The 24849-nt window shown below is 71.2% G+C and carries 18 protein-coding genes and 2 pseudogenes; 17 read left to right on the top strand and 3 right to left on the bottom strand.

What is annotated here, in order from left to right:
- Positions 1–33 precede the first annotated feature (33 nt).
- Both E4N63_RS07225 and E4N63_RS07220 read right to left on the bottom strand, forming a co-directional pair.
- A complete protein-coding gene (locus tag E4N63_RS07225; RefSeq protein ID WP_125623698.1) occupies positions 34–1191 on the bottom strand; it encodes an MAB_1171c family putative transporter in 1158 nt (385 codons plus the stop codon).
- 59 nt (positions 1192–1250) lie between these two features.
- Positions 1251–1979 (bottom strand): TetR-like C-terminal domain-containing protein, encoded by a 729-nt coding sequence (locus E4N63_RS07220; protein WP_230240248.1) that lies wholly within the window; start codon positions 1977–1979, stop codon positions 1251–1253.
- A 310-nt stretch (positions 1980–2289) separates the two neighbouring features.
- On the opposite strand from E4N63_RS07220, the gene E4N63_RS07215 reads away from it, so the two are divergent.
- On the top strand, positions 2290–2673 hold the full coding sequence (locus tag E4N63_RS07215) for a helix-turn-helix transcriptional regulator (protein ID WP_125623700.1): 384 nt from the start codon (positions 2290–2292) through the stop codon (positions 2671–2673).
- Between the two features lie 5 nt (positions 2674–2678).
- Positions 2679–3458, top strand: a complete 780-nt coding sequence (locus E4N63_RS07210) for a cation diffusion facilitator family transporter (protein WP_230240247.1) — start codon at positions 2679–2681, stop codon at positions 3456–3458.
- Positions 3459–3553: 95 nt separating this feature from the next.
- Here the strand turns inward: E4N63_RS07210 and E4N63_RS07205 are convergent, their stop codons facing one another.
- Entirely contained in the window at positions 3554–5083 is a 1530-nt protein-coding gene (locus tag E4N63_RS07205) for a UDP-N-acetylglucosamine 1-carboxyvinyltransferase (protein WP_019711070.1), read from the bottom strand.
- A 251-nt stretch (positions 5084–5334) separates the two neighbouring features.
- Between E4N63_RS07205 and E4N63_RS31005 the strand changes: the two genes are divergently transcribed.
- The 15 genes and pseudogenes from E4N63_RS31005 (at position 5335) to E4N63_RS07130 (ending at position 24796) form a co-directional block, all read left to right on the top strand.
- The gene (locus tag E4N63_RS31005; RefSeq protein WP_308188660.1) at positions 5335–5928 is read left to right on the top strand and encodes a gas vesicle protein; all 594 of its coding nucleotides are present in this window, start codon (positions 5335–5337) and stop codon (positions 5926–5928) included.
- Entirely contained in the window at positions 5921–6925 is a 1005-nt protein-coding gene (locus E4N63_RS07195) for a gas vesicle protein (protein WP_230240246.1), read from the top strand. The genes E4N63_RS31005 and E4N63_RS07195 overlap by 8 nt, the downstream gene beginning before the upstream one ends.
- On the top strand, positions 6909–7259 hold the full coding sequence (locus E4N63_RS07190) for a gas vesicle protein K (protein ID WP_125623703.1): 351 nt from the start codon (positions 6909–6911) through the stop codon (positions 7257–7259). The genes E4N63_RS07195 and E4N63_RS07190 overlap by 17 nt, the downstream gene beginning before the upstream one ends.
- Positions 7256–8170: a GvpL/GvpF family gas vesicle protein gene (locus E4N63_RS07185; protein WP_125623704.1), complete on the top strand. Its 915-nt coding sequence runs from the start codon at positions 7256–7258 to the stop codon at positions 8168–8170. The genes E4N63_RS07190 and E4N63_RS07185 overlap by 4 nt, the downstream gene beginning before the upstream one ends.
- Positions 8171–8618: 448 nt before the next feature.
- Positions 8619–11369 (top strand): aconitate hydratase AcnA, encoded by a 2751-nt coding sequence (gene acnA, locus E4N63_RS07180; protein WP_230240245.1) that lies wholly within the window; start codon positions 8619–8621, stop codon positions 11367–11369.
- A gap of 276 nt (positions 11370–11645) precedes the next feature.
- A pseudogene (locus tag E4N63_RS07175) lies at positions 11646–11899 on the top strand (cytochrome P450); the annotation flags it as partial.
- Between the two features lie 561 nt (positions 11900–12460).
- On the top strand, positions 12461–13885 hold the full coding sequence (gene ngcE, locus E4N63_RS07170) for an N-acetylglucosamine/diacetylchitobiose ABC transporter substrate-binding protein (RefSeq protein ID WP_125623706.1): 1425 nt from the start codon (positions 12461–12463) through the stop codon (positions 13883–13885).
- Positions 13886–13942: 57 nt separating this feature from the next.
- On the top strand, positions 13943–14872 hold the full coding sequence (locus tag E4N63_RS07165; protein WP_125623707.1) for a carbohydrate ABC transporter permease: 930 nt from the start codon (positions 13943–13945) through the stop codon (positions 14870–14872).
- Between the two features lie 5 nt (positions 14873–14877).
- Positions 14878–15823 (top strand): annotated as a pseudogene (locus E4N63_RS07160) (carbohydrate ABC transporter permease).
- 369 nt (positions 15824–16192) lie between these two features.
- A complete protein-coding gene (locus E4N63_RS07155; protein ID WP_043460875.1) occupies positions 16193–17395 on the top strand; it encodes an ROK family transcriptional regulator in 1203 nt (400 codons plus the stop codon).
- Between the two features lie 117 nt (positions 17396–17512).
- Positions 17513–18598 carry a sugar ABC transporter substrate-binding protein gene (locus tag E4N63_RS07150; RefSeq protein WP_185831190.1) on the top strand — a complete coding sequence of 362 codons (1086 nt, stop codon included), beginning with the start codon at positions 17513–17515 and terminating at the stop codon, positions 18596–18598.
- Positions 18599–18775: 177 nt separating this feature from the next.
- On the top strand, positions 18776–19564 hold the full coding sequence (locus E4N63_RS07145; RefSeq protein WP_078649015.1) for an ATP-binding cassette domain-containing protein: 789 nt from the start codon (positions 18776–18778) through the stop codon (positions 19562–19564).
- Positions 19561–20829 (top strand): sugar ABC transporter permease, encoded by a 1269-nt coding sequence (locus E4N63_RS07140; protein ID WP_125623709.1) that lies wholly within the window; start codon positions 19561–19563, stop codon positions 20827–20829. Before E4N63_RS07145 ends, E4N63_RS07140 begins: the two co-directional genes overlap by 4 nt.
- 269 nt (positions 20830–21098) lie before the next feature.
- The gene (dxs, locus tag E4N63_RS07135) at positions 21099–23051 is read left to right on the top strand and encodes a 1-deoxy-D-xylulose-5-phosphate synthase (RefSeq protein WP_125623710.1); all 1953 of its coding nucleotides are present in this window, start codon (positions 21099–21101) and stop codon (positions 23049–23051) included.
- 221 nt (positions 23052–23272) lie between these two features.
- Entirely contained in the window at positions 23273–24796 is a 1524-nt protein-coding gene (locus E4N63_RS07130; protein ID WP_125623711.1) for an amino acid permease, read from the top strand.
- Positions 24797–24849 lie beyond the last annotated feature (53 nt).

The following is a 24849-nucleotide window of genomic DNA, read 5'->3' as shown; positions in this document are numbered from 1 at the left end:
GGCAGACCGGGCGGCCCCCTCAACCCAGCGCTCTCAGCCCGTCTTGCCGAGCCTGCGGTAGGCGGACGCGACCTTGGTGAGCCAGACGATCTCGGCGCCGAAGTTGTCCGTGTCGCGGTCCTCGAAGTCGCCGGCGTCCTTGTTGTCGTCGGGCACGGTGCCGGTGCGCTTGGCCTGGAGGGCCTGTCTGATCTGTGCCGCCTCGGCGTACGCCTGCCGGGACTCCTCGCTCGCCCCGGAGCCCGCCCCGCCGGCGCCGTTGGAGGTGCGGTCGATATAGGGGCGCAGGTCCCGCCAGCCGTCGCGTATCTCCACGACCCGCCGGTGGAGGCGGTAGTTGAGATCGGAGACGGAGGCGGCCCCGGACGGCTCGAGAACGATGTCCGGGGAGGACTCGTACAGATCCCGCCACAGCGGATACAGCACCCGGTACGACCGGTAACTGCGCGCCCACTCCACCAGCTTGGCGACCGACCCGCCCCAGGAGGGGATGGTCAGGCTGAGGGACAGAACGAGGATGCCCGCGGCACTAAAGATGTTGGAGGCGAGCTGCCAGACGCCGATGTCCACCCCGGCCGCGGCCGTGAGGATGTTGACCGTCCGCGCCAGGCAGTAGAGGAAGAGGACCACCGCGGCGACGCGGAGCATCCGCAGGGCCTGCCGCAGCGAGTCGTTGTCGGTCATCCGCGCGTAACGGCCGCACTGGCGGAAGATCGTCACGCACGGAATCGCCTGGGAGACGATGAAGAACAGGAGATAGGTGAGCACCAGCGGCCGGCCGCTGCCGGTGTTGAAGTCCGACGCCGGCCGGCCGGGCCCGTCGGCGACGAAGAACAGCGCGATCAGCAGCGCGTTCAGCGCGATACCGGCCACGAGCCAGAAGCGGGTCTTCCAGACCGCCTCCTCGGCGTCGGTCGCCCAGCGCAGCAGGATGATCTGCGCGCTGACGCAGAAGGCCACCGCCGACACGTGCATCACCAGGATCGCGAGGTTGCCGACGCCCAGGAAGCTGTCGCTTCCCATGGCGACGGCACCCATCGTGAAGGTGAGGCACTGGAGCAGCAGCGTGACCATCAGCGTGCGGTAGGTGACGTCCCGCCAGCTGCGCCTCACCTGGAACAGCCGGTAGGTGAGCGCGGCGTAGGACGAGAGCGCCGCGATGACGAAGCAGAGGGTTCTGATGCTGTTCACTGCCTGGCCTGATCCCCCGGTTGGTGCCGCGCGGCGCGCGGCCGGACTGGTCGGACGGACTAGTCGGTGGTCTCGCCCACGGGAACCGTGAGTCCGATGCCTTCGGCGGCCACGGCGATGGCGTAGTCGAAGAACGCGGACTCGTCCCGCACGCTGTCGTGGGTGCGGCTGAAGACCTGGAACACCAGGAGCCCGATGAGGCTGCTCCACAGCACGATGCCGCGCTCGATGATGTCCGAGAACGGAGCCGGTGGCGTGCCGCCGAAGACCTGCACGGCCTCCGGCAGGAGCAGCGGCGGCCCGGGCACCTCCCGCCGGGGCGGGGCGAGTTCACCGGCCTCCAGCGCCGACCGCACGATGCCGGCCAGTACGGCGGGGGTGCGTGAGGCGGGCGGGACCGTGTCCTGCGGGGCGTGGTAGTCCGGCACGGGGGAGCCGTAGATCAGCGTGAACTCGCCGGGGTTGTCGAAGGACCACTGCCGCAGCGCCCGCGTCACCGCCAGGAGCCGCGCGCCCGCCGAGGCCCCGGCCTCCCGGGCGTCCCGGTCGGCCCGCTCCATCGCGGCGGCGGAGTTGTTGTAGGCGTCGATGACGAGCGCGGTGAGGAGATCGTCCCGATGCGGGAAGACGGCCTCCACCTCGGCGACGGCGAGACCGCCCTCCCGGGCGACGGCCTCCGGGGACAGCCCTGCGGCGCCCAGTTTCACCAGCAGTTGGCGCGCGGTTGCCTTGACGGCCTCCGTCAGATCGCTGTTCTCGTCGGTCACACGTGATCCGGAAACTCCCATGGCCAAACCGTAGCGGTCGGTTACGGCCGCCATAAGTACCGTCAGCCGCGAGCGGCGACCGTGCGCTGTGATTCGGCCACAAGCTGTCCGAAGGGCACCCCTGCCGGCTCCCGTCTGGGACTCAACGGGGCGCCGCACGACGGCTGTTACCGCCACCCGCCCGGCGCACACGGCCCGGGCGCCGGGGAGAAACCCCCGGCGCGGCGTGAACGGAGGTGCACCGGGGGTGCTGAAGCGCGGCGGGAACCCCGGAGTCGCCGTAGCCGTACCCCGCCGATAAATGACCTGTGACCGTCGATATTATCGTTCCATGACGATGAATGGCGAAGAGGCCGCCCTGACGGCCACCACCTCCTGCGGGGCCCCGTCGGCGGCCGTGGCCCTGTTCCGTTCCCTGGGCGACCCGGCCCGGCTGGCGATCCTGCGCCGGCTGGCCGAGGGCGAAGCCCGTACCACCGACCTGGTCGCCTGTGTGGGGCTGGCGCAGTCCACGGTCTCGGCGCACCTGGCCTGCCTGCGTGACTGCGGCCTGGTCACCTTCCGCCCCGTCGGCCGGGCCTCGTGGTACTCGCTGGCACGCCCCGAACTGCTGGACCTGCTGGCCGCCGCCGAGCAGTTGCTGGCGGCGACGGGCGAGGCCGTCGACCTGTGCCCCGCCTACGGCACCCATCCCGCCCGGGACTCCGCCCGGTGAGCGGCGTGTCCTCCACCGGCGCCACGCCGGACGTGACCGGCCCGGCCGCGCACCGTGCGGTGCGCTACGCGAAGTTCACGATCGGCTACAACGTCGTCGAGGGCGTCATCGCCGTCTCCGCCGGTGCGGTCGCCGGGGCGATCTCCCTCATCGGCTTCGGCATCGACTCCGGCATCGAGGTGGCCGCGGCCACCGTGGTCCTGGTGCGGCTGCTGGCGGAGATCAAGGGCGGCGAACCGGACGAGGCCAAGGAACGCAAGGCGCTGAAGTTCATCGCCCTCACCTTCTTCGCCCTCGCCGCGTACGTCACCGTCGAGGGCATCCGCGATCTGGTGGCCGACGAGAAGCCCGACACCTCTCCCGTGGGCATCGCCCTCACCGGCCTGTCGATCGTCGTGATGCCGTGGCTGGCCCGGGTCAAGCGCAGAGCCGGACTGGAGATGCGCTCCCGTCTGGTCGTCGCGGACGCCGCCGAGACCAGACTGTGCGCCTGGCTGAGCGTCTCCACCTTCGCCGGACTGCTCGCCTTCGCCGCCTTCGGCTGGACCTGGATCGACCCGGTCGCCGGATTCGTCATCGCAGCCTTCGCCATCATGGAAGGCAGGGAAGCCTGGGAGGGCGAACTCGTCTGCGACGACGGCTGCGACGACGGCGGTGCGGACGAGGACGCGGGCGCGGGCGTGGGCGCGGACGAAGAGCGCGAGAACGCGGGCGCGGGTGAACGCGTGGACGGCAAGGGCGCCCCCTCCGGCGGAAGGACCTCTTGCCCGGACAACTGCCGGTGACTGCCGCCACCGCGGCCCGGTCCGGCGCCTTCTCACGCCGGACCGGCCCGATCCCCTCACGGGCGGCCCGCCCGGACCTGCGCCCGGCCCACCCCTCAGATGTCGCGGAAGATCTCGATCTGCGCACCGACCGAGTTCAGGCGTTCCGCCAGTTCCTCGTAGCCGCGGTTGATGACGTAGACGTTGCGCAGGACCGAGGTGCCCTCGGCCGCCATCATCGCCAGCAGGATCACCACCGCGGGGCGCAGGGCCGGCGGGCACATCATCTCCGCGGCCCGCCAGCGCGTCGGGCCCTCGACCAGCACCCGGTGCGGGTCGAGGAGTTTGACGTCGGCGCCGAGCCGGTTGAGGTCGGTGAGGTAGATCGCGCGGTTGTCGTAGACCCAGTCGTGGATCAGCGTCGAGCCCTGCGCGGTGGCGGCGATGGCCGCGAAGAAGGGGACATTGTCGATGTTGAGGCCCGGGAACGGCATCGGGTGGATCTTGTCGATCGGGGCCTTCAGCTTCGACGGGCGCACGGTGAGGTCGATCAGCCGGGTGCGGCCGTTGTCGGCCGGGTACTCGGGGCTGCGCTCGTGGTCCAGGCCCATCTCCTCCAGGACCGCCAGCTCGATCTCCAGGAACTCCACCGGCACCCGCCGGATGGTCAGTTCGGACTCGGTGACGAGGGCGGCGGCGAGCAGGCTCATCGCCTCCACCGGGTCCTCGGAGGGCGAGTAGTCCACGTCCCGGTCGATGTGCGGAACGCCGTGCACGGTGAGGGTGGTGGTGCCGACGCCCTCGACCGTCACGCCGAGCTGCTCCAGGAAGAAGCAGAGGTCCTGGACCATGTAGTTGGAGCTGGCGTTGCGGATCACGGTGACGCCGTCGTGCCGGGCGGCGGCCAGCAGGGCGTTCTCCGTGACGGTGTCCCCGCGCTCGGTCAGCACGATCGGGCGGTCGGGACGGATGCTGCGGTCGACCTCGGCGTGGTAGATGCCGTCGGTCGCCGTGATCTCCAGGCCGAAGCGGCGCAGCGCCGTCATGTGCGGTTGCACCGTGCGGGTTCCCAGGTCGCAGCCGCCGGCGTACGGGATGCGGAACCGGTCCTCGCGGTGCAGCAGCGGGCCGAGGAACATGATGACGCTGCGGGTGCGCCGCGCCGCCTCCATGTCCATGGAGTCCAGCTCCAGCCGGTCCGGCGGGACGATCTCCAGGTCGGCGCCGTCGTTGATCCAGCGGGTGCGGACGCCGACGCTGCCCAGCACCTCCAGGATCCGGTAGACCTCCTCGATCCGGGCCACCCGGCGCAGGATGGTGCGGCCCGAGTTGAGCAGGGTGGCGCAGAGGAGGGCGACGCAGGCGTTCTTGCTCGTCCTGACGTCGATGCCGCCCGAGAGCCGGCGGCCGCCGACCACGCGCAGATGCATCGGCCCGGCGTAGCCGAGCGAGACGATTTCGCTGTCCAGGGCCTCGCCGATGCGGGCGATCATCTCAAGGCTGATGTTCTGGTTGCCGCGTTCGATGCGGTTGACGGCGCTCTGGCTGGTGCCCAGGGCTTCCGCGAGATGCGACTGTGTCCAGCCGCGGTGCTGCCGGGCGTCCCTGATGAGGCGTCCGATGCGTACGAGGTAGTCGTCTCCCATGCGGCTCAGGTTATCTCAGATATGAGATTCCCGCGCTTCGGGACGACCGGGTCCGTCGGCCGGGTGGAGTCCGGAGTGCCCGTTTTCCCGGCGTTCTCACCCGGCCGGGCGCACGGCCGCCGGACCCGGACCGTCCGTCCGTCCCGGAAGGGGCGGAATGCCCGGGGCCGCCGGGGCGCCGCCCCGGCGCGGACCGGACGGCGCCCGGCTTCCGGAGGGTTGACAGCGTGCGCTCAGGTAAGGCGAGGGGCATGAGAGAACCCGATCCGATACGTGACGTCCGGGGCCCCTCGGGGACCCCGGCGCCGGCGCCGCGCGCGCCGGCGACCGCGGTCGGCACCGGGCGGTACGGCGGCGGTGCCCGCGCGCTGGAACCGCAGCGCGGCGGCGAGGGCAGCCTCGCCCATGTCGTCGAGACCCTGCTGGACAAGGGGCTCGTCCTCAACGCGGACATCATGGTGTCGGTCGCCGGTGTCGAACTGCTGGGCATCCGGCTGCGCGCCGCCCTGGCCTCCTTCGAGACCGCCGCCCGCTACGGGCTGGAATTCCCCTCCGGCACGGACGTGGAGACCGCCGCCTGGCGCGAGGTCAAGGAGGACAAGGAGAGCTGCCCGGAGTGCCACAAGAGGGTTCCCACCCGGGAACTCCTCGACGAGTGGTGCCCTTGGTGCGGCTGGCGCAGCGCCAAGGCGCTGTCCCGGGCGTCCGCCGCGGACGCCGCCCCGGTGGAGAGCGGGCGGACGCCGGACGGCCGGCGGAGCGAACGGCAGAGCAGGCGGCAGCCCGGACGTCAGGGCGAGCCGCACTCCGAACGGCAGGACGAGCGGCAGCCGGACGATGCCTGACCGCCTCCCCGCCGTACCGGCCGTCCCCTCGCTCCAGCCGACCCGCGACCCCCGGGTGACCCTGGACGATCTGCTGGAGGTTGTGCTCAACAAAGGAGCCGTCCTCCATCTGGACCTGATCATCGCCGTCGCGGACATCCCGCTGATCGGCGTCAACGTCCGCGCCGCGATCGCCGGCATGGAGACGATGCTGGAGTACGGGATGCTCCGGCAGTGGGACGAGGCCACCCGCGCCTGGGCGGAGCGCTCCGGCAGCCGGGGCCTCGAACTGCGGGACGGCGAGCGGCTGGTCACCCGGATGTTCGGCGGCCACCGGCTGACGGGCGAGGTCTACTCGGGATGGCGGCCCGGCAGCGTCCACCTGACCGACCGTCGCCTGGTCGTGCTCCGCCGTGAGCCGCGCGAGGTCCTCTGGGAGGCCGAGCTGGCCGAGCTGGAGTCCGCCGCCCTGGAGACCGAGCGGGCCGTCGGCGGCGAGGACCGCACCCGGCTCCGCGTCCGGCTGCGCGACGGCGGGGAGGCGCTGCTCTCGGCCGCCGAGCCGGAGCGCCTGCACCGGGAGCTGCTGGAGCAGGCGCCCGGCACCAAGGGCCTGGCAGCGGCCGACGGGGGCGGCGGGACGGCCGGCCCGGCGGACGAGGACGGGCACGAGGGCCACTTGTGGTACCACGAGCCCCGCCGCGGCGGCGCGATGTGGCGCGGCGGCCGCGGCCGTCTCGACGCGGGCGGCCTCTCCTGGAAGTCGCCCGTCGACGCCCGCCCCGCGCTGATGCTGGCCCCCGGCGATCTGCTCGGCGTCCGGCTGGAGGAGCGGGACAACCCGGCCGGCAGCCCGTACACGCTGGTGCTGGACACCCCCGGCGGCGAGGTGGCCCTGGCGGCCGACGCACTCCCCGGCTGGACCGGCCCCCTCCACCGCATGGCGGCGGGCGGCACGGGTCAGGAGGACGGGGAGTCCCCGGAGCGAAGGAGGGATGACGGTGGCCCTCACCGTTGACGAGAAAAGCCTCAAGCACGGTGTGCTGACCCTGGTCGTCACCCTGGTCGAGGTGATCCAGGAGGCGCTGGAGCGGCAGGCCCTGCGGCGGATGGAGGGCGGCGACCTCACCCCCGGGGAGACCGAGCGGCTCGGCGAGGCGCTCCTCGAACTGGACGAGGCCATGAAGGAGATCAAGGACGAGCACGGGATCACCGTCTCCGTCGCCGATCTGCACCGCGGCCTCGACGAGGTCGTGGACGACGTGGTGGACAAGCTGGTCAACCCGGCGCGCTGGGCCGAGGAGGCCGGGCCTGGGAACGGGAGCGGGACCGGGACGGGAGGGGCGCGATGAGCGGCACCCACCCCGGCACCCACACCGACACCCACCCCGGCACCACGACCGGCCACAGCGGGCCGGAGCCGGACGAGCCGCCCCGGGCCCTGTACGTCTACGCGCTGCTGCCCGACCCGGGTGCGGAGGCCCTGCCGGACACTGTCACCGGCATCGACGGCCGGCCCCTCCGGCTGGTGGGCGACGTGCCCGGCGGCCCGGTGGCCCTGGTGCACGCCACGGCTCCGGCGCCCTACCAGGGCCCGGACGAGGACGTGCGCCGCTGGATCGTCGAGCACGACCGGGCGGTCGACGCGGCCTGGCAGCTCACCGGGGCCGTCCTGCCGATGACGTTCAACGTGCTGGTGCGGCCGGAGGAGGGACAGAGCGCTGAGCAGCGGCTGCTGAGCTGGCTGTCCGAGCGCCGCGACGAACTCACGGCCAGGCTGGACGACTTGGCGGGCCACGCCGAACTGCGGGTGGAGATCACCCTCGACCGGGAGGCCGCCGCCGTCGGCAACGAGCGGGCCCGGTCCCTGATGGCTGACATGGCGGAGAGCTCGCCCGGCGTGCGCAGGCTGCTGGCCAAGCGGCTGGAGATGGCCCGCCGCGAGGCGTCCGAACACCTGGCCGACACGCTGTACGCGGACACCCGGCGCCGGCTGGCGGCCGTCTCGGAGGACCTCCAGGACCGCCGCCGGGCGGTGCGGGACCCCGGCGAGACGGATGTGCTGTCGGTGTCCCTGCTGGTGCGGCAGGACGGGATCGAGACGGTGGGCCGGGTGCTCGCGGAGATCCAGGACGAGCAGCCGGCGGTCCGCATCCGCTTCCTGGGGCCCTGGCCGCCGTACTCCTTCGCGGACCTGGGGCACGGTCCCGGCGGGGCCGAGGGGACCCCGCCCGGCGGAGCGGTCCCCGGCCTCCGGGCCTGAGGACACCGCCTGCTCTGCACGCCCCGCCTGCTCCGCACGCCCCGTCTGCCACGCCGGCCCCGTCTGCCCCGTCTGCCCCGCCGGCCTGTACGGCCCGCCCGGAGCGGCGTAACCGGTTCCGCCGCGCCCGGCCCCCTCAGGGGTTCGGTCCGGCTCCGGCGGGTACCCGGCCCCGCCGGAGCAGCCGCTCCGGACGGCGACGGACGGCGACGGGAGGGCGGCGGAACGGCAGCCGGACGGGCAGCCGGACGGCGGAGTGAACAGCAACCGCACGGCAGCCGGGATGCCCGCCGCGTGATCCGTGTACTAGAGTTATCTCGACATCGAGATATCTGCCGAGCGGGCACACCGCGGCCGCCGGGGACACGGGCTCACACACAAGTAAGCCTTACCTCAGCGGAGGGACTGTGAGTCGGGGCGGCAGCATGGCGGTAACAGACGCACATTCATGAAGGAGACTGTCGTGTCGGCGAACAGCTTCGACGCCCGCAGCACGCTGCGCGTGGGTGACGAGTCGTACGAGATCTTCCGGCTGGACAAGGTCGAGGGCTCCGCGCGCCTCCCTTACAGCCTGAAGGTGCTGCTGGAGAACCTGCTCCGCACGGAGGACGGCGCGAACATCACCGCCGACCACATCCGCGCGATCGGCGGCTGGGACGCGGCCGCCCAGCCCAGCCAGGAGATCCAGTTCACGCCGGCCCGCGTGATCATGCAGGACTTCACCGGTGTGCCCTGCGTGGTGGACCTGGCCACCATGCGCGAGGCCGTGAAGGAACTCGGCGGGGACCCCGCCAAGATCAACCCGCTGGCCCCGGCCGAGCTGGTCATCGACCACTCCGTGATCGCCGACAAGTTCGGCACCCCGGAGGCCTTCACGCAGAACGTGGAGCTGGAGTACGGCCGCAACCGCGAGCGCTACCAGTTCCTGCGCTGGGGCCAGACGGCCTTCGACGAGTTCAAGGTCGTACCGCCCGGCACCGGCATCGTCCACCAGGTGAACATCGAGCACCTGGCCCGCACCGTCATGGTCCGGAACGGCCAGGCGTACCCCGACACCCTCGTCGGCACCGACTCGCACACCACCATGGTCAACGGCCTCGGCGTGCTCGGCTGGGGCGTCGGCGGCATCGAGGCCGAGGCCGCGATGCTCGGCCAGCCGGTGTCGATGCTCATCCCGCGGGTCGTCGGCTTCAAGCTGACCGGCGAGATGCCGGCCGGCACCACCGCCACCGACCTGGTGCTCACCATCACCGAGATGCTGCGCAAGCACGGCGTGGTCGGCAAGTTCGTCGAGTTCTACGGCGAGGGCGTCTCCGCGGTGCCGCTGGCCAACCGCGCCACGATCGGCAACATGTCGCCGGAGTTCGGCTCCACCGCGGCGATCTTCCCGATCGACGGTGAGACCATCACCTACCTCAAGCTCACCGGCCGTTCCGAGCAGCAGCTCGCGCTCGTCGAGGCGTACGCCAAGGAGCAGGGCCTCTGGCTCGACCCGGCCGCCGAGCCGGACTTCTCCGAGAAGCTGGAGCTCGACCTCTCCACGGTCGTCCCCTCCATCGCCGGCCCGAAGCGCCCGCAGGACCGCATCATCCTGGCCGACGCCAAGAACCAGTTCGCCCAGGACGTGCGGAACTACGTCGCCGTCAACGGCGACCTGGACGAGGCCGGCAAGGAGTCCTTCCCGGCCTCCGACTCCCCGGCGGTCTCCAGCTCGGTCCCGAGCAAGAAGGTCAAGGTCACGGCCCCGGACGGCACGGAGTACGAGCTGGACCACGGCGCCGTCACCGTCGCCGCGATCACCTCCTGCACCAACACCTCGAACCCGTACGTGATGGTCGGCGCCGCGCTCGTCGCCAAGAAGGCCGTGGAGAAGGGCCTCACCCGCAAGCCGTGGGTCAAGACCACCCTGGCCCCCGGGTCCAAGGTCGTCATGGACTACTACGACCGGGCCGGGCTCACCCCGTACCTCGACAAGATGGGCTTCAACCTCGTCGGCTACGGCTGCACCACCTGCATCGGCAACTCCGGCCCGCTGCCGGAGGAGGTCTCCCGGGCGGTCAACGAGCACGACCTCGCCGTCGTCTCGGTGCTCTCCGGCAACCGCAACTTCGAGGGCCGGATCAACCCCGACGTCAAGATGAACTACCTGGCCTCCCCGCCGCTGGTCGTCGCGTACGCCATCGCCGGCTCCATGAAGGTGGACATCACCACCGAGGCGCTCGGCACCGACCAGGACGGCCACCCGGTCTTCCTCAAGGACATCTGGCCCTCCGAGCAGGAGGTCGAGGAGGTCGTCGCCTCCGCGATCGGCCAGGAGATGTTCGGCAGCAGCTACGCCGACGTCTTCGCGGGCGACGCGCAGTGGCAGGCGCTGCCCATCCCGACCGGCGACACCTTCGAGTGGGACAGCGAGTCCACCTACGTCCGCAAGCCCCCGTACTTCGAGGGCATGGGCATGGAGCCGGCCCCGGTCGAGGACATCTCCGGCGCCCGCGTGCTCGCCAAGCTGGGCGACTCGGTCACCACCGACCACATCTCCCCGGCCGGCGCCATCAAGGCCGACACCCCGGCCGGCCAGTACCTCACCGAGCACGGCATCCAGCGCCGCGACTTCAACAGCTACGGCTCCCGCCGCGGCAACCACGAGGTCATGATCCGCGGCACCTTCGCCAACATCCGCCTGCGCAACCAGATCGCGCCGGGCACCGAGGGCGGCTACACCCGCGACTTCACCCGGTCCGACGAAGAGGGCGGAGCACCCGTCTCCTTCATCTACGACGCCTCGCGCAACTACATCGAGCAGGGCATCCCGCTGGTCGTGCTGGCCGGCAAGGAGTACGGCTCCGGCTCCTCCCGCGACTGGGCGGCGAAGGGCACCGCGCTGCTCGGCGTCAGGGCCGTCATCGCCGAGTCGTACGAGCGCATCCACCGCTCGAACCTCATCGGCATGGGCGTGCTGCCGCTCCAGTTCCCGGAGGGCGCCTCGGCGGAGTCCCTGGGCCTCACCGGAGAGGAGACCTTCTCCGTCTCCGGCGTGACCGAGCTCAACGAGGGCACCATCCCGGGCACCGTGAAGGTCACCACCGACACCGGTGTGGAGTTCGACGCGGTCGTCCGCATCGACACCCCCGGCGAGGCGGACTACTACCGCAACGGCGGCATCCTGCAGTACGTGCTGCGCTCGCTGATCCGCAAGTAGGCACGGCCGCCGGCACCGGTCCACGGACCGCCCGGACGGCGACGACGGGCCGCGCTCCCCACCAGGGGCGCGGCCCGTCCGCCGTTCCGGGCGCGTCCCAACCACCGCCGATCCCGGCGGAGTTCACGGTGGTGCGCACCGTGCGGAGCTGGCTGAGTCCCGATCGCCGAGATCAGCCCGGATCGGCCCCCCAGCCACTCCGGTGCCCCGGAAGGCAGCATGACCACCACCGCCCGGCCGCAGGTCCCCGACATCCCGTCCGCGGAGTCCGCCGGCGACCCGGACACCTTCCACCTCTTCCGCGAGGACCTGACGGCGCGGAACGCCTTCACCGCCGCCGCGGACCACTTCGCCTTCGCCCTCGGCCGGCACTTCCGCGTCGGCGCGCTGCCGGCCGGGGCCGAGGTGGAAACCGGCCCGAACATGCTGCTGGACGCCATGCCGGACGCCCGGCTGCCGGAGGGCTTCACCGCGCCGGGCAGGACGTCTTCCCCCGCGGCCCGCTCCCGCTGCCCCTGGAGTTCACCCCGCGGGCCGACCCGCCCCGGATGCGCCCGCCGTACGGGCCCGCCGTCCGCACCACGGGCGGAGGCCGTACCAGCGGGCCGTCCGCGCCCGCCGTCCCCCGCTGCGCCCAATCGGCTGAAAATCGGACCGGTGGCGCCGTCGTGACCGGACGCGGGGGCCGGTGCCGGGTTTGGATGGTCCCCGGCGGACCACCGGTCCGGCCCCAACTCCCGCCGGGGGCAGACGGACCGCCCGTCCGCACGGAAACGGTGGCGGATGTGTGCCGCCGAGGTCTCAACTCGGGAAAGACTCCTGCCGAATGCTGTATTCGATCTTGCTCACCCGGCGCGGAGTGGACTATACCTGTCGGCGTCCCAGGGCCTGCGACACCCGTGGAATCGGGGGACGGGAAACGGCGGGAGACGGCTTCGCCGCGCACCACCGGGGTACTCCGACCGATCCCGGCGCACACCCAGCACGACTCAGCTGCACATGACCGCGGTGGCGGTGTCCTTCGCCGAGGCGCGTAGCACCCGGAGACCGGCACACACCGCCCGAGTCCGGGAGAGGGCGAGGACCCCAGCATGCGATCCACCTCCGACCACAGCCGACGCGACGTCATCAAGAGGGCGGCGGCCCTCGGTCTGGTCGCCGTACCGGCGATGAGCACCCTCGCGGCCTGCGCCTCCAGCGCCACCGGCGGGGACAAGGTCGAGAAGGGCGAGAAGAGCGCCGCCAACCCGCTCGGGGTCAACGGGAGCGCCCCCCTGGACGTCGTCATCTTCGACGGCGGATTCGGCGACCAGTACGCCAAGGACGCCGAGGCCGTCTACCGGAAGAAGTTCCCGGACGCCGAGGTGAAGCACGCCGCGACGCAGAAGATCCAGTCGGTGCTCCAGCCCCGCTTCAACGGCGGCACCCCGCCCGACCTCATCGACAACTCCGGCGCCGAGCAGATGGACCTGGGCGTCCTGGTCGGCAAGGACCAGCTGACCGACCTCACCCCGCTGCTGGACGCGCCGTCCTACGACGACCCGGACAAGAAGGTGCGCGACACCCTCCGCCCGGGCGTCGCCGAGATGGGGCAGTTCGACGGCGACCCCGTCCACGTCCTCTACTACGCCTACAACGTGCACGGCGTCTGGTACTCGAAGACGGCCCTCGACAAGCTCGACGCCGAATACCCGCAGACCTGGGACGACATGCTCGCCCTCTGCGCCAAGGCGAAGAAGAAGGGCATCGCCGGCTGGACCTACGCCGGCAAGAACCCGTACTACCTCAGCTTCAGCCTCTTCCCCTTCATGGCGAAGATCGGCGGCCGGCAGGTCCTCGACGCCATCGACAATCTGGAGCCCGACGCCTGGCGCGACCCCGCGGTCAGGTCGGCCCTGGAGGCGTACTACGAACTCCAGCAGAAGGGCTACGTCCTCAACGGCACCCCCGGCCTGAGCCACATCGAGTCACAGACCGCCTGGACGGAGGGGAAGGCGCTCTTCATCCCCAACGGCTCCTGGGTCGAGAACGAGTCCAAGGCGACCACCCCCGACGACTTCGAACTCCGCGTCGCGGCACCCTCCGGGCTGGACGACTCCGACAAGATGCCCGCCGGCACCATCTGGGCGGCCGGCGGCGAGCCGTTCATCGTCCCGGCCAAGGCGAAGAACCCCGACGGCGGCATGGAGCTGCTGCGCACCATGCTCGGGGAGCAGTCGTCGAAGAACTTCACCCGGCAGGTCTCCTCGCTGACCTCCTACGACGGCGGCACCGAGGGGCTGTCGCTGCCGCCGGGGCTCACCTCCGCGGTGGACGCCCTGGACAAGGCCGGGGACAACATCGTCAACCCGCGGATCAAGGACTGGTACGTCGCCCTGTGGAAGGAGAAGGTCGGCGGCGGGCTCGGCGAGATGATGGCCGGCCGGATCACCCCGGCCGAGGCGGTGAAGAAGATCCAGATCTACACCGACGAGGCGGCGAACGACGACTCCGTCAAGCACTACCAGCACCAGTGAGGGCACGTCACCAGCGGCCGGCGCGGGCGGCGCGTCCGGGGAACGGGGTCGGTCACCATGCACCACGGTAAGTACCGCTTCATCGCCGGATTCCTGGCCGGCCCGCTCGCGCTCTACACCCTCTTCGTGATCTGGCCCTTCCTCCAGGCGGTCTACTACTCCTTCACCGACTGGACGGGCCTGAGCCCCGACTTCGCCTTCACGGGGCTGCGCAACTACGAACGGCTGCTGGACGACCAGGTCTTCTGGAAGTCGTTCCAGCACAGCGTGCTCCTCGTGGTGCTGGTGCCGCTGGTGACGATCGCCCTCGCGCTCTTCTTCGCCTTCATGCTCAACGTCGGCGGGCGGCGCCGCCGGGGCGCCGCCGTCACGGGCGTGCGCGGCTCCGCCTTCTACAAGATCGTCTACTTCTTCCCGCAGGTCCTCTCGATCGCCATCGTCGCCCTGCTCTTCCAGTTCGCGTACAACCCGAGCAACGGCGCGATCAACGCCGGGCTGCGGGCCGTCGGCCTGGACTCCGTCCAGCCGGACTGGCTCGGCGATCCCGATTACGCCCTGTGGTCGGTGATGGCGGTGCTCGTCTGGTGCACGGTCGGGTTCTTCGTGGTGCTGTTCTCGGCCGGCATGTCCTCCATCCCCCTCGACTTCTACGAGGCGGCCCTGCTGGACGGCGCCAGCCGCGTCACCACCTTCTTCCGGATCACGCTGCCGCTGCTGTGGGACACGGTGCAGTCCGGCTGGATCTACATGGGCATCCTGGCGCTCGGCGCGGAGGCCTTCGCGGTCGTCCAGATCATGACCGTGGGCGCCAACGGCGGCGGCCCCGACTACTCCACGACCGTGCTGCCGCTGTACGTGTACGTGAAGGCGTTCCGCGACGGACAGGCGGCCTACGCGACGACGATCGGCGTCGCCCTGCTCGTCGTCACCCTGGCCTTCGCGGCCGTGGTGATGCGGCTGGGCCGGCGCGAGCGGCTGGAGTACTGATACCGATGGAGACCACCGACACCCCGCCCCCGCCGGCCCCGACGCCGTCCCCGGCACGGCGTCCCCGAGGAGCCGCCGGTACGCAAGACCGGGCCCGGCGGGCGCCGGCGCCCCCGGAAGAGCGGCGAGGGGAGGACGCTCAACGCCTTCTCCCACGGCATGCTCGTGCTGTGGGCCTTCATGGTCGTCATGCCGCTGCTGTGGGCGGTGATGACCTCCTTCAAGACCGACCGGGAGATCTTCACCGCGCCGTGGAGCCTGCCCGCCTCGCCGCAGTTCGAGAACTGGGCCCGCGCCTGGAGCCAGGCGCACATGAGCGACTACTTCCTCAACACCGTCCTGGTGGTGGGGGGTTCGCTGACCGGCACCATGCTGCTGGGCTCCATGGCCGCCTATGTGCTGGCCCGGTTCGACTTCCCCGGCAACCGGTTCCTCTACTTCCTCTTCATCGGCGGGATGAGCTTCCCGGTCATCCTCGCCCTGGTGCCGCTGTTCTACGTGCTCAACAACCTCGCCCTGCTCAACACCCTGCACGGGCTGATCCTGACGTACATCGCCTACTCGCTGCCGTTCACCGTCTTCTTCCTCACGGCCTTCTTCCGGACCCTGCCGACCACGGTGGCGGAGGCCGCGCTCATCGACGGGGCCTCGCACGCCCGGACCTTCTTCCAGGTGATGCTGCCGATGGCCCGGCCCGGGCTCATCAGCGTGGGGATCTTCAACTTCCTCGGCCAGTGGAACCAGTACATGCTGCCGACCGTGCTCAACACCGACCCGGAGCGGAAGGTGCTCTCCCAGGGCCTGGTGCAGCTCGCGGTCAGCCAGGGCTACAAGGGCGACTGGTCCGGGCTCTTCGCCGGCCTGGTGATGGCGATGCTGCCGGTCCTCGCGGCGTACATCGTCTTCCAGCGGCAGGTGGTCGCGGGGCTGACGGCCGGGGCGCTGAAGTAGCCGGACGGCGGTCCGCCCTTGTCGCTCCGCCCGTCCCGGTGTGAGATATCCCCCCGCTGGGCGGCTCCGGGCCGGGCCGGAAGACCGGCATGGGGTGGTTTGTTGGGGTGTGCGCCGTTTGTGTTCGGATGGTGCATGGCCGCTACCGCCGCGACCGCGGGTCCGGGGCCGGGGGCGCACCGGCGCCCGGGCAGGTCGCACGCGGTACGGGCGGGGGCGCATCGGCTCCCGCCGCGGGTCCAGCTCTTGACGAGATCTGCTCCACGGGCTCAGCTTAGAGTTCACAAGTTGGAGGAACGGCCCGGTCACCCTTGCGGGGAGCGGGCCGGGCGGCGGTCGAGCCGCCGTTCCAGGCGGGAGTGGATGATCGTGGAGACTCCGGGATCGCAGTCGTCGCTGCACCGGGCCAACCTGGAGCGGGTCGTGCGCGCGGTGCGCCTGGCCGGCTCCCTCACCCAGGCGGAGATCGCCCGTACCACGGGTCTGTCCGCGGCCACCGTCTCCAATATCGTCCGGGAGCTCAGAGACAGCGGGATCGTGCAGGTCACGCCCACGTCCGCGGGTGGCCGGCGGGCGCGCAGCGTCTCGCTCAGCGGTGACGCGGGGATCGTGGTGGGGGTGGACTTCGGCCACACCCATCTGCGGGTGGCCGTCGGCAACCTCGCCCACCAGGTGCTGGCCGAGGAGGCCGAGCCGCTGGACGTGGACGCCTCCGCGACCCAGGGCTTCGACCGGGCCGAGGCCCTGGTGAAGCGGCTCATCGACTCCACCGGCCTCGGCGTGGGCAAGGTCATCGGGGTCGGGCTCGGCGTGCCCGGGCCGATCGACGTCGACAGCGGCGCCCTGGGGTCCACGGCGATCCTGCCGGGCTGGGCCGGCACCAATCCCAAGGAGGAGCTGGCCGCCCGGCTGGGCGTGCCGGTCTCCGTCGACAACGACGCCAACCTCGGCGCCCTCGGCGAGCTGGTCTGGGGCACCGGCCGCGGGGTGAAGGACCTGGCGTACATCAAGGTCGCCGGCGGCGTGGGCGCGGGCCTGGTGATCAACGGTCACATCTACCGCGGCCCGGGCGGCACGGCGGGCGAGATAGGGCACATCACCATCGACGAGTCCGGCCCCGTCTGCCGCTGCGGCAACCGGGGCTGCCTGGAGACCTTCACCGCGGCCCGGCATGTCCTGGATCTCCTGCGCACCAGCCACGGCCCGGATCTGACGATCGAGCGGATGGTGCAGCTCGCCCGCGAGGGCGATCCGGGCTGCCGCCGGGTGATCGCCGACGTCGGCCGGTACATCGGCACCGGTGTGGCCAACCTCTGCAATCTCCTCAACCCCAGCCGGGTCGTGCTCGGTGGGGACCTGGCGGAGGCCGGGGAGCTGGTGCTGCTGCCGATCCGGGAGTCCGTGGCGCGTTACGCGATCCCCAGCGCGGCCCGGCGGCTGTCGGTCCTCCCGGGCGCGCTCGGGGGGCGGGCCGAGGTGCTGGGGGCGCTCGCGCTCGTACTCAATGAAATGGGCGATTCGACACTTCTGGACGGATCGGTCGCCACGGCGACCCCCGCCTTCACTAGATAACGGTTGGCACCGTTGTCATCTCGTTAAGTCTTTACTTCTTGACGGTTACGACCCGGCCGAGTTGACTTCCCCACACCTCGGCCGCAGGGACGCGGCCTCGTCAGGGAGGTTCAGTACATGAACAGCACGATGCGCCGTGTCGTCATCGGCACCGCAGCGATCTCGATGGCCCTGTCCGTAGCGGCTTGCGGAGAGGCCGGCAGTGACGCGGCAGACAGCGACAAGAAGTCCATCGGCATTCTTCTGCCGGAGAACAAGACGACCCGGTACGAGACCTTCGACCGGCCGCTGATGGAAAAGAAGATCAAGGCGCTCTGCTCCGACTGCGAGATCTCCTACAACAACGCCAACCAGGAGACCGAGCTGCAGAAGAAGCAGTTCGACGCCCTGATCACCAAGGGCGTCAAGGTGATCATCCTGGACGCGGTGGACGCCACCGCGACCAAGTCCTGGGTGGACGCGGCCGCCAAGAAGGGCGTCAAGGTCGTCGCCTACGACCGTCTCGCCGAGGGCGACGTCTCCGCCTACGTCAGCTACGACAACGAGAAGATCGGCGAGCTGCAGGGCGAGGCCGTGCTCCAGGCCCTCGGCGACAAGGCCGAGGACAGCGAGCTCGTGATGATCAACGGCTCGCCCACCGACCCGAACGCCGCGCTGTTCAAGAAGGGCGCCCACACCGTCCTGGACGGCAAGGTCAAGAAGATCGTCTACGAGCAGGACATCCCGGACTGGTCGCCGGACGAGGCCAACAAGAAGATGGCCGCCGCGATCACCACGCTCGGCAAGGACGGCTTCGACGCCGTCTACTCCGCCAACGACGGCATGGCGGGCGGCATCATCACCGCCCTGAAGTCGCGCGGCATCAAGGACGTCCCGGTGGGCGGCCAGGACTCCGAGCTCGCGGGTCTGCAGCGCATCGTGGCCGGCAGCCAGACCTTCACGATCTACAAGGGCATCAAGCCCGAGGCCGAGCGGACCGCCGAGATAGCCGTCGCCCTGCTGAACGGCGAGAGCATCGACGAGTTCACCGAGCACAAGGTCGACAGCAAGAGCAAGAAGGGCATCCCGAGCCAGCTCTTCGACGCCACGGTCGTGACCAAGGACAACATCAAGGACACCCTGATCGCGGACAAGGTCTACACCGTGGACCAGATCTGCACCACGGAGTTCGAGGCGGCCTGCAAGGACGCCGGACTCCTCTAACCGGGCAGGCGCCCTCCGCGCCACCGGCCCGCCGGACTTGCCCGGCACCCGCCCCCCACTTCACCCCGCTGCCGGGGGCGGGTGCCGGGCAACGGCGGCACCATCCGTCGCTGCTCGCACCACCTTCGCGCCCACAAGGCGCGGCACCCCCCTCCGCCTGTGAAGGCGGCTAAGGAGATGATTCACGTGTCCGCTACGCCCGTGCTGGCGTTGCGCGGGGTCTCCAAGCGGTTCGGCGCCGTACAGGCGCTCACCGACGTCGAACTGGAGATCCATCCGGGCGAGGTCGTCGCCCTGGTCGGCGACAACGGCGCCGGCAAGTCCACCCTGGTCAAGACCATCGCCGGGGTGCACCCCATCGATGAGGGCGTCATCGAGTGGAAGGGCCGCAAGGTCCGGATCGACAAGCCCCACGACTCCCAGGACCTGGGAATCGCCACCGTCTACCAGGACCTGGCGCTCTGCGACAACCTCGACGTCGTCGCCAACCTCTTCCTCGGCAGCGAGCTCCGCCGCGCCGGGGTCATCAACGAGGTCGCGATGGAGAAGCGGGCCCAGCAGCTGCTGGACACCCTCTCCATCCGCATCCCCAGCGTGCGCATCCCCGTGGCCTCCCTCTCCGGCGGCCAGCGCCAGGTGGTGGCCATCGCCCGCGCCCTGGTCGGCGACCCCGAGGTCGTCATCCTGGACGAGCCGACCGCGGCCCTCGGCGTCGAGCAGACCGCGCAGGTGCTCGACCTGGTGGAGCGGCTGCGGGAACGCGGCCTCGGCGTCATCCTCATCAGCCACAACATGGCCGATGTGAAGGCCGTCGCCGACCAGGTGGCGGTGCTGCGCCTCGGCCGCAACAACGGGGTCTTCCCGGTCCGGACGACCTCCCACGAACAGATCATCGCCGCCATCACGGGCGCCACGGACAACGCCGTGACCCGTCGCCAGGCGCGCACCACGGAGGCAGGACGATGAGCCACACCGTGCAGAAAGGTTCCGCCCAGGGGGCGCCCGCCCCGGCCGGCGCCGTCGACCCCCGGCTGCTCGTCCGCGAGCAGGGCCTCAAGGGCTACCTCACCGAGTTCAAGCGCAAGATACGCGGCGGCGAGCTCGGCTCCATACCGGTCGTCCTCGGCCTCGTGGCCATCGGCATCATCTTCCAGTCGCTGGACGAGAGCTTCCTCTCCGCGGGCAGCCTCAGCAACATCAGCGTCTACATCGCCGGCCAGGGCATCATGGCCGTCGGCATCGTCTTCGTCCTGCTGCTCGGCGAGATCGACCTCTCCGTCGGCTCCGTCGCCGGCGTGGGCGCCGCCATCTGGGCGGTGCTGAGCGTCACCAACGGCATGGGCGACCTGCAGTCCGTCCTGATCGCCGTCGCCGCGGGTGCCCTGATCGGCGGCCTCCACGGCTTCTTCTTCGCCAAGGTAGGCGTCCCGGCCTTCGTGGTCACCCTGGCCGGCTTCCTCGGCTGGAGCGGTCTGCAGATCTGGCTGATGGGCTCCGAGGGCAGCATCAACACGCCCTCCGGCAGCATCGTCGAGAACCTGACCAACTACTACTTCTCGGATGTCGCGGCTGCCTACGGCCTGGCCGGCGCGGCCGTCGCGCTCTACTTCCTCGCGATGGTGCTCGACAGCCGCCGCCGGCGTGCCGCGGGGCTGCTGCACCGCCCCTTCGGCGAGGTGCTGTTCCGGGCGGGTCTGCTCGCGGCCGTCGCGTTCGCCGCCGCGTACCAGCTCAACCAGTCCCGCGGCCTGCCGCTGGCGCTGGTGCTCTTCCTCGCCGTGCTGGTGTTCGCCGACTTCGTCGTGCGGCGCACCACCTACGGCCGGCAGATCTTCGCGGTCGGCGGCAACGCCGAGGCGGCGCGCCGCGCGGGCATCAACGTGGAGAAGATCCGGATCACGGTCTTCATGATCGCCGGTCTGCTGGCGGCCTTCGGCGGCCTCTTCATCGCCAGCCAGTCCGGCGGCGCGACCAAGAGCCTCGGCGCCGGCAACGTGCTGATGAGCGTGATCGCGGCCGCGGTCATCGGCGGCACCAGCCTCTTCGGCGGACGCGGCAAGATCTGGTCCGCGCTGCTGGGCATGCTGGTCATCCAGTCCATCCAGCAGGGCCTCAACCTGCTCGGCATGGCGAGTGAGATCCAGTACATGATCACCGGCGCGGTGCTCCTCGCCGCCGTCGTGATCGACTCGGTCTCGCGCCGCACCCAGAAGTCGGCGGGCCGCACCTGACCGGCTGCCCGTGCGGACGTGCCCGGTACCGGCCTCGCGGCCGGTGCCGGGCATCCGTGCGTCCGGGCGCCGGAGGGCCGGCGGACGGCCCCCGGGGCCCGTGGGGACGGGCCTCCCGCCGCGCGGCCGGGTCCGCGCGGACCGCTCCGGCGGTCCGTGCGGGCCGTCCTCCACCGCGGCCGGGTCCGCGCCGTCCGAAAGGGAACATTAGACTCAGCGGACCGGCAATGTGCTCGAAAGCAAGACGGCCAAGAGGAGACACAGTGGCAATGGTGCCGCGCGAAGAGCGGGAGCTGCTGTCCCGCATCACCGGACCGCGCGATCTGGACCGGCTGGACCAGGAACAGCTCGCCCGGCTGGCCGGCGAGATCCGGACCTTCCTCGTCGAGGCCGTCTCCAGGACGGGCGGTCACCTCGGACCGAACCTGGGCGTCGTCGAGCTGACGATCGCCCTGCACCGCGCCTTCGAGTCCCCGCGGGACAAGGTGCTCTTCGACACCGGCCACCAGTCCTATGTGCACAAGCTCCTGACGGGGCGCCAGGACTTCTCGAAGCTCCGGGCCAAGGGCGGCCTGTCCGGGTACCCCTCCCGGGCCGAGTCCGAGCACGACGTGATCGAGAACAGCCACGCCTCGACGGTGCTGGGCTGGGCCGACGGCCTGGCCAAGGCCAACCAGGTGCTGGGTCGCGAGGACCACGTCGTCGCCGTCATCGGCGACGGCGCCCTGACCGGCGGCATGGCCTGGGAGGCCCTGAACAACATCGCCGCCGCCAAGGACCGTCCCCTGGTCATCGTCGTCAACGACAATGAGCGCTCCTACGCCCCCACCATTGGCGGCCTCGCCGACCACCTCGCCACCCTCCGCGTCACCGACGGTTACGAGCGTTTCCTCGCCCGCGGCAAGGATCTCCTGGAACGCACCCCGGTCGTCGGCCGCCCGCTGTACGAGACGCTGCACGGCGCCAAGAAGGGCCTCAAGGACTTCATCGCCCCGCAGGGCATGTTCGAGGACCTCGGCCTCAAGTACGTCGGCCCCATCGACGGCCACGACATCGAGGCCCTGGAGTCGGCCCTGGTGCGCGCCAAGCGGTTCGGCGGCCCCGTGATCGTCCACTGCCTCACCGAGAAGGGCCGCGGCTACTCGCCCGCCCTGGAGGACGAGGCCGACCGCTTCCACGCCGTCCCCGTCATCCACCCGGACACCGGGCTGCCCGTCTCCGCCGCCGGCGCCGACTGGACCTCCGTCTTCGGCGAGGAGATGGTGAAGCTCGGCCGGGAGCGGAAGGACATCGTCGCGATCACCGCGGCCATGCTCCAGCCGGTCGGCCTGGAGAAGTTCGCCAGGACCTTCCCCGACCGCGTCTACGACGTGGGCATCGCCGAGCAGCACGGCGCCGTCTCGGCGGCCGGCCTGGCCACCGGCGGCCTGCATCCCGTCTTCGCCGTCTACGCCACCTTCCTCAACCGCGCCTTCGACCAGGTGCTGATGGACGTGGCGCTGCACAAGTGCGGCGTCACCTTCGTGCTCGACCGGGCCGGCGTCACCGGCACCGACGGCGCCTCGCACAACGGCATGTGGGACCTGTCCATCCTCCAGGTCGTGCCCGGCCTGCGGATCGCCGCCCCGCGCGACGCCGACCAGCTCCGCGCCCAGCTCCGCGAGGCCGTCGTCGTCGACGACGCCCCCACCGTCGTGCGCTACTCCAAGGGCGCGGTCGGCCCGGCGGTCGCGGCCGTCCGCCGCATCGGCGGCATGGACGTCCTCCGAGAGCCCGCCGAGGACACGCAGACGCGGGACGGTTCGCAGGCGGACGTCCTGCTCGTCTCCGTCGGCGCGCTCGCCCCGATGTGCCTGGAGATCGCCGGCCTCCTGGACAAGCAGGGCATCTCCACGACCGTCGTCGACCCGCGCTGGGTCAAGCCCGTGGACGAGCAGCTGCCCGCGCTGGCCGACCGGCACCGGGTCGTCGTCACGGTCGAGGACAACGGCCGCGCCGGCGGCGTCGGCTCGGCGATCGCCCAGGCGCTCCGTGACGCGGGTGTGGACGTGCCGCTGCGCGACTTCGGCATCCCGCAGCGCTTCCTCGACCACGCCTCCCGCAAGGAGGTCATGGCCGAGATCGGCCTGACGGCGCCCGACATCGCCCGCCAGGTCACCGGCCTGGTGGCGAAGCTCGACGGCCGCTACGACACCGAGCCCGCCGAGGTGGCCGGCGACTGACCGCCCCGCCCGCCCGCCCACCCCGTACGGCCCCGGGCGGCCGGCGCACCGTGACGGTCGCGCCGGCCGGCTCGTTCCGTGCCCGGGAGGCTTCGCCCCCCGTTCCCGCGCCCCGCGCTCGTCCGATGAGGTGAATTCCCCTCCGCCCGGCGGTGTAGTGCTCCGCCCGGACGGGGGCACGTGAAGCATGACGCCGACGAACGAGCGCGTGGAGGTGGACGGTGAGCCAGGGAAAGACGGGAACCCGCGGGCCGGGCGGCGTCCTCCGGACCAAGACGGTCGAACAGTCCATCAGCGACACGGAGGAGCCGGACCACCGGCTCAGCAAGTCGCTCTCCGCCTTCGACCTCATGGTCTTCGGCGTGGGCGTCGTCATCGGCACCGGCATCTTCGTGCTCACCGGCGCCGTGGCCAAGGAGACCGCCGGCCCGGCGGTGGCCGTCTCCTTCGCCGTCTCCGGCCTCGTCTGCGCCCTGGCGGCCATCTGCTACGCGGAGTTCGCCTCCACCGTGCCCGTGGCCGGTTCCGCGTACACCTTCGCCTACGCCTCGCTCGGCGAGCTGCCCGCCTGGATCATCGGCTGGGACCTCATGCTCGAACTCGCCCTCGGCTGCGCGGTGGTGGCCGTCGGCTGGTCCGGCTACATCCGCTCCCTGCTGGACAACGCCGGCTGGCAGTTGCCGGAGGCCCTCGCCGGCACCAGTGAGCAGACCGGGTTCGCCTTCGACCTGCTGGCCTTCCTGCTGGTCCTGACGCTGACGGCCGTCCTCGTCGCCGGGATGAAGCTGTCCGCGCGCGTCACCTCCGTCATCGTGGCGGTCAAGGTCGCCGTGGTGCTGATCGTGATCGTCGTCGGGGCCTTCTTCATCCAGGCGGACAACTACGACCCCTTCGTGCCGCCCGCGCGGGACACCGGCTCGGGCGGGGGCGCCGACATCGGGGCGCCGCTGGTCCAGCTGCTCTTCGGCTACACCCCGTCCACCTTCGGCCTGATGGGGATCTTCACCGGCGCCGCCATCGTCTTCTTCGCGTACATCGGCTTCGACATCGTCGCCACCGCCGCCGAGGAGACCCGCAACCCGCAGCGCGACCTGCCCCGCGGCATCCTCGGCACGCTCGCCGTCACCACCGTGCTCTACATCGCCGTCTCCATCGTCGTGACCGGCATGCAGAAGTACACCGAGCTGTCCGTGGACGCCCCGCTCGCCGACGCCTTCAAGGCGACCGGGCACCCCTTCTGGGCCGGGCTGATCAGCTTCGGCGCGGCCGTCGGCCTCACCACCGTCTGCATGATCATGCTGCTCGGCCAGACCCGGGTCTTCTTCGCGATGAGCCGGGACGGGCTGCTGCCCAAGACCTTCTCGCAGGTCCACCCGCGCTTCCGCACGCCCTACCGCTCCACGGTCCTGCTCGGCGTGACCGCGGCCGTCATCGCCGGTTTCACCAGCATCTCGGAGCTCGCCGAGCTGGTGAACATCGGGACCCTCTTCGCCTTCGTCGTCACCGCCCTCGGCGTGATCATCCTCCGCCGCACCCGGCCCGACCTGCCGCGCTCCTTCCGCACCCCGCTGGTGCCGCTGCTGCCGGTCGTCTCCGTGCTGGCCTCGGGCTGGCTGATGCTCAACCTCTCCGGCGAGACCTGGCTGCGGTTCGTCGTCTGGATGGCCGCGGGCGTCCTGCTGTACTTCTTCTACGGCCGCCGCCGCAGCCGCCTCCACGGCGGCGCGGACCGGCCCGCGGCCTAGGTTTCCGCCGGGCGCGGGCTCGCGAGAACCGGGGCTCGCCGCCCGCGGCCCGG

The organism is Streptomyces sp. MNU89, from assembly GCF_020982505.1.
In the GTDB taxonomy this organism is placed as follows: Bacteria; Actinomycetota; Actinomycetes; order Streptomycetales; family Streptomycetaceae; genus Streptomyces; species Streptomyces xinghaiensis.
Note: the sequence above shows the minus strand (reverse complement) of the source record. Positions and strands in the feature narration are given on the sequence as shown.